The sequence below is a fragment of the Sulfurimonas sp. genome, from assembly GCF_032250635.1.
In the GTDB taxonomy this organism is placed as follows: Bacteria; Campylobacterota; Campylobacteria; order Campylobacterales; family Sulfurimonadaceae; genus Sulfurimonas.
Window position 1 is genome coordinate 1 of record NZ_JAVVFL010000077.1, and the last position, 9,415, is coordinate 9,415.

9 protein-coding genes and 1 pseudogene are annotated in these 9,415 nt (G+C 37.4%); 3 read left to right on the forward strand and 7 right to left on the reverse strand.

Annotated features, from left to right (window positions below):
- Positions 1-71: 71 nt before the first annotated feature.
- Entirely contained in the window at positions 72-1,139 is a 1,068-nt protein-coding gene (gene dnaN, locus RQ763_RS06005) for a DNA polymerase III subunit beta (RefSeq protein WP_314151759.1), read from the reverse strand.
- Positions 1,140-1,306: 167 nt separating this feature from the next.
- A complete protein-coding gene (dnaA, locus tag RQ763_RS06010) occupies positions 1,307-2,614 on the reverse strand; it encodes a chromosomal replication initiator protein DnaA (protein ID WP_314151760.1) in 1,308 nt (435 codons plus the stop codon).
- Between the two features lie 162 nt (positions 2,615-2,776).
- On the opposite strand from dnaA, the gene ruvC reads away from it, so the two are divergent.
- The 3 genes from ruvC (at position 2,777) to RQ763_RS06025 (ending at position 4,654) form a co-directional block, all read left to right on the forward strand.
- Positions 2,777-3,256 carry a crossover junction endodeoxyribonuclease RuvC gene (gene ruvC / locus RQ763_RS06015; protein WP_294882051.1) on the forward strand — a complete coding sequence of 160 codons (480 nt, stop codon included), beginning with the start codon at positions 2,777-2,779 and terminating at the stop codon, positions 3,254-3,256.
- Positions 3,257-3,333: 77 nt separating this feature from the next.
- Positions 3,334-4,299: a DUF438 domain-containing protein gene (locus RQ763_RS06020; RefSeq protein WP_314151762.1), complete on the forward strand. Its 966-nt coding sequence runs from the start codon at positions 3,334-3,336 to the stop codon at positions 4,297-4,299.
- 43 nt (positions 4,300-4,342) lie between these two features.
- On the forward strand, positions 4,343-4,654 hold the full coding sequence (locus RQ763_RS06025; protein WP_314151764.1) for a pyrimidine/purine nucleoside phosphorylase: 312 nt from the start codon (positions 4,343-4,345) through the stop codon (positions 4,652-4,654).
- Between the two features lie 15 nt (positions 4,655-4,669).
- On the opposite strand, the gene RQ763_RS06030 is transcribed toward RQ763_RS06025, so the two are convergent.
- From RQ763_RS06030 to RQ763_RS06050, 5 genes and pseudogenes are all read right to left on the reverse strand, one after another.
- Positions 4,670-5,947, reverse strand: coding sequence for a citrate synthase (locus RQ763_RS06030; protein WP_314151765.1), 1,278 nt, complete (start codon positions 5,945-5,947; stop codon positions 4,670-4,672).
- Positions 5,948-5,978: 31 nt separating this feature from the next.
- Positions 5,979-6,401 carry a thioredoxin TrxC gene (trxC, locus tag RQ763_RS06035; protein WP_314151767.1) on the reverse strand — a complete coding sequence of 141 codons (423 nt, stop codon included), beginning with the start codon at positions 6,399-6,401 and terminating at the stop codon, positions 5,979-5,981.
- 16 nt (positions 6,402-6,417) lie between these two features.
- Complete coding sequence (locus tag RQ763_RS06040; protein ID WP_314151768.1) at positions 6,418-7,803, reverse strand: Do family serine endopeptidase; 1,386 nt, start codon at positions 7,801-7,803, stop codon at positions 6,418-6,420.
- Between the two features lie 72 nt (positions 7,804-7,875).
- Positions 7,876-8,241 carry a hypothetical protein gene (locus RQ763_RS06045; protein ID WP_314151769.1) on the reverse strand — a complete coding sequence of 122 codons (366 nt, stop codon included), beginning with the start codon at positions 8,239-8,241 and terminating at the stop codon, positions 7,876-7,878.
- A gap of 1 nt (position 8,242) precedes the next feature.
- Positions 8,243-9,415, reverse strand: a pseudogene (locus RQ763_RS06050) (ribonucleoside-diphosphate reductase subunit alpha); the annotation flags it as partial.

Sequence of the window (9,415 nt, forward strand, 5' to 3'; positions counted from 1 at the left end):
ACAAAAAAACTTGTTTTTTTGAGAACTATAAAGTATTTTTATGCATTTTTTGTAAAGGTGTATTAAATCAGTTAAATAACTATAGGCATTACGACTGTTTTAAAATTACCCTCACTTAAAACAAAAGGAAGATTGCTCTCATTTAAACCAATGTTGAACTCTGAGCTGTTTATGCTATTTAAAAAGTCTAAAAGATGTCTGCTGTTGATGGCAATAACAAAAGGTGTAGAGAAGCCTGTTTCTTGATTGATTTCAGTTTTTGCTTCTATATTGTCATCGCTTAGTGATTCAAACGTTATGCTGTTTTGTAAAAAAGTTATTTTAACATCCGAAGAGATTGTTGTAATCTGCTTAATAGACTCAATCATTGTAGCTTTTGGAAGAGTTAATGTTTTTGATATCTCTTTAGGAATTATTCTTGAGTATTCTGGAAATTTTCCATTTATCAGTTTTGTAAAAAAGGTGTATTGCTCAGAATGGATAATAAGATTTGTCTCATCATAGTAAAGCTCTATGTCGTCAAAAAAGAGTTTTTGAATTTCGATTATTGCTTTTCTAGGAATTATTATAGATAACTGATTGCTATTTTGGTTTTCAATATTTACAACCGCCAATCTTCTTGTATCGGTTGATGCAAAGTTAATTCCCTCTTCTCTTATGTCGATAAGTGCACCGTTGAGTTCAAATTTAGGGTTGTTGTTATCAATTGAGGGAGTTATTTTTTTAAGTGAGTCTATTAGTGAGTGTGAATTGATCAGTATACGAGGTTTTCCTTCATAAGCAGGGAATGACGGAAATTCACTATAAGAAAATGTAGGTAGTTTAAAGTTAGAGTGTGATTGAGAAATATAAAGAGTGTCATTTTTAACTTCTAAAGTAATATCGCCATCTTTTAATATTCTAACAATATCTAAGAATTTTTTACCGTTTGCTGTAACTGTACCGTCTTGGATAATATTTACTTTGTCTGTGGATACAAAAAGACCTATTTCATAATCTGTAGCTTTAATATTTAATTTTGAGTTTGAAACATCCAGTAATAGATGAGACGTAATTTGTGAAGCATCTTTTTTTTCTAAAAACGGTTGAACATGAACCAAAATATTTTCAATGATAGACTTTTGTATCGTTATCTTCATTTGAATCCCTATTTATTATATAAAATTATAGTAGTAGTAGTAGGGGGGAGTGATAATGTGAATATTATCAATTTACTCCTACCACGAGAGCTTTTTAGATGTGATGAACCTTCGGGAGTTTTTTCACATCTATTCACTTAAGTAATTATATCTTTTTTTTATCTTTTTTAAGAAGATGAAGTTATTTTATTGGTTAATTCTTGTATTTTAACCTTGAAATCTTCATCGTTTTGAATGAGTTCGTTTATTTTTTTCAACGTATGACTAATTGCCGTATGATCTTTCATTCCAAAGTACTGTGCAAGCTGCGGCATGGTGTTTTGTGTCAAATCACGACAGAGATAAATTGCAATTCTTCTAGCGTAAACCAGATTTTTACTTCTTCCTTTTGAGCGTATTTCACTCGGTTTTATATTCAGATCTTTAGCAACATTTTGTGTGATAATATCGAGGGTAAGATTGGCACGATTTTCCTGAAGTTGATCTTTTAAAACACTCTTCGTAAACTGTAAATCAATATCGACATGCATAAGTTGTGAATAGGCATGTAGTTTAGATAAAATTCCCTCAATTTCACGAACGTTACTCTCAATTACCGTTGCTATATAACTTATAATATCTTTTGTAAGAACAACTTTATTGATTTTACACTTATTTTCTATAATAGCTATCTTTGTCTCAAGTTCCGGCGGTTGAATATCTGCAACAAGTCCATGCTCAAAGCGGCTTTGAAGTCTTTTTTCAAGTCCAGCTATCTTTTTTGGATGCTTATCAGCTGTTAGTATAATCTGTTTTCCGACTCCCTTTAGAGCTTCAAACGTGTGAAAAAACTCCTCTTGAATTCCCTCTTTATTGCTTAAAAACTGGATATCGTCAATAAGAAGCACGTCGCATTTACGATACTTTTCTTGGAATCTCTCCATAGTTTTATTTCTTACATGACGTATAAAATCATTTAAAAACTGCTCAACCGTAGTGTAGATAACGATTTTTCCCTGATTTTGAAAAACATTTCCAGCTGCTTGCATCAGGTGGGTTTTGCCCAAACCGACTCCTCCGTGAATAAAAAGAGGATTGTAGAGAATTCCCGGTTTTTCGCTTACACTCTTTACAGCGGCATAGGCAAACTGATTGGAGCCTCCGACCATAAAATTTTCAAAAGTGTGTGAGGGATTCAATAGGGAGTGCTGATGTTTCTGCTCTTTTTTCTGCTCTGTTTTTTTAGACTCAATCTGGTTTTTAAGTAAAATTTTTACAGTGACGTTAGACGAGTCATGTACTTCAAAAAGATGTTTGATTTTTGCGCTGTATTTGTTTTTTATCCAGTTTAGAACCAGAGAGTTTGGAGCATAGAACAGAGCTGTATCACTGGTGGATTTTTTTGTGTCATAAACGAGATGCTTTATATATCTGTTATATTCAATTTCGGGTATCTCTTCTTTTAGCAGAAGCAAAATCTTTTGACCTATATTCACAACTCTTCCTCTATCTCTATTATATTTGTGAATAATAGCGATTATTGCCATAAATAGAGTTAAAATTATGTGAATAACAAATTTGTGAATATGTGAATAGCTTAAGGACACCCCTAAAATAGTTGCACTATAATACGAAAATATCATGCCAAGAGGATAGAGATGACAATTTTAGGAATAGACCCGGGAACAAGAAAGATGGGTTATGCTCTTATCTCTTTAGAAAAAGGCAAAATAGCATTAATCGAGGCGGGACTTATAAAGATAAAAGCCGAGGAGTTGCAGTTTCAGATACCTCAGATGGTCGAGGCGTTCGAGAGCATATTTAAAAATCACAAGATAGATGAAGTCGCAATTGAAGATATTTTTTATGCGCATAATCCAAAAACAACAATTAAACTTGCACAGTTTCGCGGAGCTATCATGCTTATGCTTCTTCAGCAGTTCGGGCAGTTTAACGAATACACTGCACTTCAAGTAAAAAAAGCATTAACAGGAAACGGCAAAGCAACAAAAGAGCAGGTAGCTTATATGGCAAAGATGCTTTTAAATATAAAAAAAGAGATAAAACCGCTCGATATAACGGATGCCATAGCCGTTGCCATAACGCACTCCCAAAGAGTAAGGCTTAAGCTGCAGTAATTCCCATCTTGTTATAAATCAAAAAGTAAATTTTTTTAAACAGTATAATTTTGTTATAAAATCGTTAAGGAAAAATTATGAATCCATTTGCAAATCTGCCTGAAGGGCACCCGGTAAGAGTCTATTTAGAAGAAAATATGTTAATGAGAGGACTTATTTCAAGCATAAACAGTATAGATATAGTAGAAAATTTTGAAGAGTTTGAAGATAAATTTAAAAAGCTTTGTCTTGTTGAGAAGCATTTTGCAAGAAAAGAGAACCAACTTTTTCCATATCTTGAAAAGTATGGCTGGACGAGTCCCTCACAAAACATGTGGGCTTTTCACGATGATATAAGAGCAGAGATAAAAACCGCAAGAGCTTTGGTACAAGAGAAAAATATGCCCGCTTTGATGCAGCAGCTACAGGTAGTTTTTGGAAACTTAGAACACATCATGCAGGTTGAAGAGGGAAGACTTCTTCCAAATGCGCTAAGCATGCTTGATGAAGATGACTGGAAAGAGATGCGCTCAGGCGATGAGGAGATAGGCTGGATGTTTGATACGCCGCCTGCTGCTTATCCTGCGCATGTAGAGGGTGAATATATCCATCCGTCTCAAGATAAACAGAAGAGAAAATTGCCTTTTTCACTTGAGAACAGAATCAATCTAGAAGAGGGCTACATGCTGCCTGAGCAGATTAACTGGCTTTTGAAGTTTATGCCGGTCGATATCACTTATGTAGATGAAAATGACATTGTTATCTTCTATAACCGCGGAGATGAGAGAGTATTTCCAAGAAGTGCGGGAATTATCGGCCGTGAGGTAAAGTTTTGTCATCCTCCGAAATCTGTAGATCAGGTTTTAATGATTTTGCGAGAGTTCAAAGCTGGTCGCAGAGACGAAGCCGAATTTTGGATAACATTTAAAGGCAAGTTTATTCACATCCGTTATTTTGCTATAAGAGATGATGAAGGTGTTTATAAAGGCGTTATAGAGGTTTCTCAAGATGTTACTCATATCAGAGGTTTAGAGGGTCAGCAGAGATTACTCGATTGGGAATAATTTAGTTACAATGGCAATATTATAAAAGAAGGAGATTTGATTTATGTCATATTTAAATAATGCAAATATAAAAAAAGAGGCAAATATCTACCATGAGGGAAAAGTTACAAGCAGAACTGTCGAGTTTAAAGACGGCAGCGTAAAATCGCTTGGAATTATGTTGCCTGGTGAATATACTTTTGGAACAAAAGAGGCTGAGATAATGGAGATGACGAGCGGAGAGTTGGATGTAAAACTTCCGGGTGAAGAGTGGAAAACACTTAAAACTCCAGAGAGTTTTAATGTTCCTGCAAACTCATCATTTGATCTAAGAGTAAAAACCGTTACAGACTACTGCTGCTCATATATTAAATAGTTTTACAACTCCGGATTAATACTCCGGAGTTCTCTCTTTTGGACCTCTGTAGAGTTGTCTAGGTCTGGCAATCTTGACGGTTTTTTGTTGATTTAGTTCGCTCCACTGCGCAATCCAACCAGGCGTTCTGCCTATTACAAAAATAACTGCAAACATCTCTTTTGGAATCTTCAGCGCTTGAAGAATAAGTCCTGAATAAAAATCTATATTTGGATAGAGATTACGGCTGATAAAATATTCATCATTTAATGCAATCTGCTCTATTTTATTTGCAACCTCAATAAGTTCACTGCTAATGCCTAACTCTTCAATAAGCTCATTACGGAGATTTTTAAGAATGGTAGCGCGAGGGTCAAAGTTTTTATAGACGCGATGTCCAAATCCCATAAGCCTAAAGGGGTCATCTTTGTCTTTTGCTTTGGCTATAAACTCATCTACCCTATCAACGCTTCCAATCATCTCTAGCTGGCGAATTACACTCTCATTTGCTCCGCCGTGGCTTCTTCCCCAAAGAGCGCCTATTCCTGCGCTGATAGCAGCATAAGGGTGCGCGTTTGTTGAGGCAAGATTTCTGACGGCAGTAGTCGAGGCATTTTGCTCATGGTCCGCATGGAGAGTAAAGATGGTATCTAGAGCTTTTATCTCTATGGGTTTTAATTCAATATAGTCATGAGGATAAGCTCGCAACATATAAAGAAAGTTTTCGGTAAAACCTTTATTTATATCCGGGTATATAATAGGCAGTCCGTTTGAGTATCTGTATGAAAAAGCGGCAAGCGTAGGGATTTTTGCAACTATTCTGTTTGCCATCTCAGTATACTCCTCAGAGTCTTTTATGTCCAAATGAGTATAGTAAAATGTTGAAAGAGCAGAAACTCCTGCCGAGAGAATTGCCATTGGGTGCGCGGCATCTGGAAAAGAGTCAAATAGTTTTTTTACCCCCTCGTGTACAAATGAGCGTTTTTTCATCTCCAGCGCAAAATCAGCCAACTCGCTTTTGTCAGGAAGCTCGCCGTTTATAAGAAGATAGGCGGTATCTAAAAAACTCTTCTTCGTTGCAAGATATGCTATATCATAGCCTCTGTACATAAGTTTTCCCGCTTCGCCGTCTATATATGTTATGTCGGATTTGCATGATGCCGTGGATGTATAACCCTCATCATAGGTAAACATGTTAGTCTCTTTGTAGAGCGTTGAGATGTCGATAACTGAGGGTCCGACGCTTGCATCGAGTATGGGAAATTCATAACTCTTGCCATCACGATTGTTTGTTAGTGTTACTGTATCTTTCATACCATACCTTTTTTGTTTAGTGACAATTATACTATAGAAATTGTGCAACCATTTTATTTAATGTTGCCTCATCCAAAGCACCTGAAACTCTGTGAACCTCTTTCGCATCTTTAAAGACTATTATTGTCGGGATGCTTCTTATGCCGAATCTTGCGCCGAGATTTTGTTCATTCTCGGTGTTTACTTTTACATAGAGCGCTTTGAGTGGAAAGTTTGCTGCACTTTTGGCAAAATTTGGTGCCATCATTTTACATGGTCCGCACCAAGGCGCCCAAAAATCTACAATAACGGGAATATCGCTGTTCACCACTACCTCGTCAAAGTCAGCGTTTGTTAGCTCGATAGGTTTTGTATCAAGAAGTGAACTTTTACATTTTCCGCAATTAGCTTTTTTGTAAGAGTCTCTTTGCGGAACATTGTTGACGCTTTTACAAACGGGACAAACTACTCTCATTTTAACTCCTTAGTTGTTATAGAACAGTGGCAAAAATACCACCTCTTCTATAGATAAAAAATCTTTTTTTGCTCTTTGATGCGGTAGCCTTTTTAAACTCATCTAAATTGGCTATCTCTGTGTTTTCTATCTGAATAATGATGTCATCTTTTCTAACTCCAGAATCAAATGCCTCACTATTTTGATCTACCTCTTCAACAAGTACACCCTCAATCGTGATGTTAAACTGCTGTTTATATGCAGAAGTTATTTCAGAGAGCTTCATCCCTTTGTACTCAAACTCACCCGCAACAACTTTACTATCGAGAGTGGCAAGAGTCACATTTACTATATCTATCTTCTTATCTCTTAAAATTTTTATTTTGACTACTTTTTGCGGGGCGTAAGAGCCTATTGTATTTTTAAGTTCACTCGCACTCTCAATTTTTTTGCCGTTTACGGAGATGATTAAGTCGCCTCTTTTTAGCCCAGCTTTTGCAGCTGGTGAGTTCTCCTCCACTCCGGTAATGAGCGCACCGTAATTTTCATCATAAAAACTGCTCATGTCTTCACTAACGTCAGCAATGGTAACTCCAAGATATGCGCGGGTAAATTTGCCGTTCTCTATCAAACTTATAGCTATGGAGGTTACCATATTTGATGGAATTGCAAAGCCGATGCCGACATTTCCGCCCGATTTTGAGATGATGGCTGAGTTTATCCCTATGAGATGACCAGCTGAGTTTATAAGTGCGCCGCCTGAATTCCCGGGATTTATAGAAGCATCAGTCTGTATAAAATCTTCATACTCTACGATTCCCACGCCGCTTCTGCCGGTAGCTGAGACTATTCCCTGCGTGATTGTCTCGCCTACTCCAAAGGGATTTCCCAGAGCAAATACGATATCTCCGACTTTTACTTTGTCCGAGTCATAAAATGTTACGGCATTTAGGTTTTTTGCTTCAATCTTAATAACAGCCAAGTCGCTCTTCTCATCTTTTCCAATGAGTTTTGCCTCATACTCTTTTTTATCTCCTGCCAGATTTACTATAATCTCATCTGCGCCGTCAATGACATGGTTGTTTGTAACTATGTATCCATCTTCTGAGATGATAACACCCGAGCCTAGCGATTTTTGGATTCTATCTTGAGGAATATCCCCGTATCCTTTAAAAAACTCTCTAAAAAACGGGTCACTAAAGAAAGGGTTTGCGCTGTAGAGATTCCCTTTCATCTCTTTTTTTATAGAGATATTTACGATGCTTGTTCTAACGTTTTGTAGAATGTTGTTATAGGAGAGTATCTGGTTTTGAGCACTTGGAAAGTTTCTCTCAAGATTTTTAGGTGCGTATTTAAACTCTACGCTATCTTTTGCATAAAGTAGCGAAAGTGCCAGAGTAAATAGAATAAAGAACTTTTTCATTTTTTCATTCCTTTTAGTTTTTTTGCGGTTGACAAAATTTTATAACTAAATGGTTTATGAAATACTAATGAACTAAAACTCGCCTTGCAAATATTTGAGTGAATCGGCTTTTATATAACACACAGAGTCTGTTATATTGCGAAGATTGGTATAACTGCCGATGCCAAAAGCAAATCGGTTCTCTTCACAGAGCAGTGTTATGCCCTCGCTCATATCTACATGTGAGAGTTTTGAATTTTCAAGCAGTAGCGCGCCCTTGATGCCGTTAAATTCTAAAGTAACTGTTATCCAGTCGAATTCTCTAGCACCGTCTTGTGCCGCTAGAGTAATTTTAACGCTATTAGCAGAGATAATCTCTATGGATCTGAGCTCTGCATCTATAAAGTTGTCAAATCGCTTTAAAAACGCATTGCAATCTTTTTTAAGCAGAGGCCTCATCCTATTGACAACCTACACACTCCATGCTTCTATCCTCAACATCACTTGCCATCTCCGGAGATTGTGAACGAAGATAGTAGGTAGATTTAAGTCCTAGTTTCCAAGCAAGCATATATATCTCGTTTAGATACTTTCCGCTTGCTTTGTCAAGAGTTATGAAGATGTTAAGACTTTGACCCTGGTCCAACCACTTCTGGCGGATTGCCGCCGCTTTGATGAGAATCGTCTGGTTCAGATCATACGCAGGAGTGTAGTACGCCCAAGTATCGGGAGAGAGTTCAGGAACAACAACGGGAATAAGTCCCGAGAGATTCTCCTCATACCACTTTCGTTTAAATACCGGCTCAATCGCCTGTGTCGTGCCTGTTAAAATCGAGATAGAACTCGTAGGTGCTATTGCCATAAGATAACCGTTTCTCATGCCCTGTTTTTTGACTTTGGCACGAAGTTCGTCCCACTCGTAAGCTGAAGCAAAAAGTCCGCCGCGGTCAACAAGCTTTTTAACCTCCGCATTTGCATGATCCATCGGCATAATGCCTTGGCTCCATTTAGAACCCTCATACTCTGAGTAAGAGCCTTTCTCAAGCGCAATGTCGCTAGATGCAGAGATGGCATTAAAACTAACGGACTCCATTATCTCATCTACTTTGTCAAAGTGCTCTTGGCTTCCCCATGTTATAGCTTTTTGCGCCAACATCTGTGCTTCGCCCATAACACCAAGACCGATCGCGCGCGTTTTCATGTTAGTGCGTTTTACTTTCTCAAGCGGGTAGAAGTTAAGGTCTATTACATTATCTAACGCGCGAATCGCAATGGGGACGATTCTGTCAATGTCCTCTTTAGTATTTACGCGTGAAAGATTGACCGAAGCGAGATTACAAACCGCAGTGTCGCCGTCTATCTTCTCTTTTTCTACCATATATATTTCACGTCCGCCAATAGCATCGAGCGCTGTCACCTTTTTAGCAGGCTTCTCTAAGCCGCTGTCAACTTTGATGATCTCTTCCTCTTCATAACTAACACTCTCGCCATTTTCAAAAATAAATTTTGTCTTGTAGTGGTTAGGGTTTGTGTTTTGAAAAATCTCTGTACATAGGTTTGAACTTCTGATAACTCCGGAATGGCTGTTAGGGTTTGCTCTGTTAGCATTATCTTTAAAACATAAAAATGGACT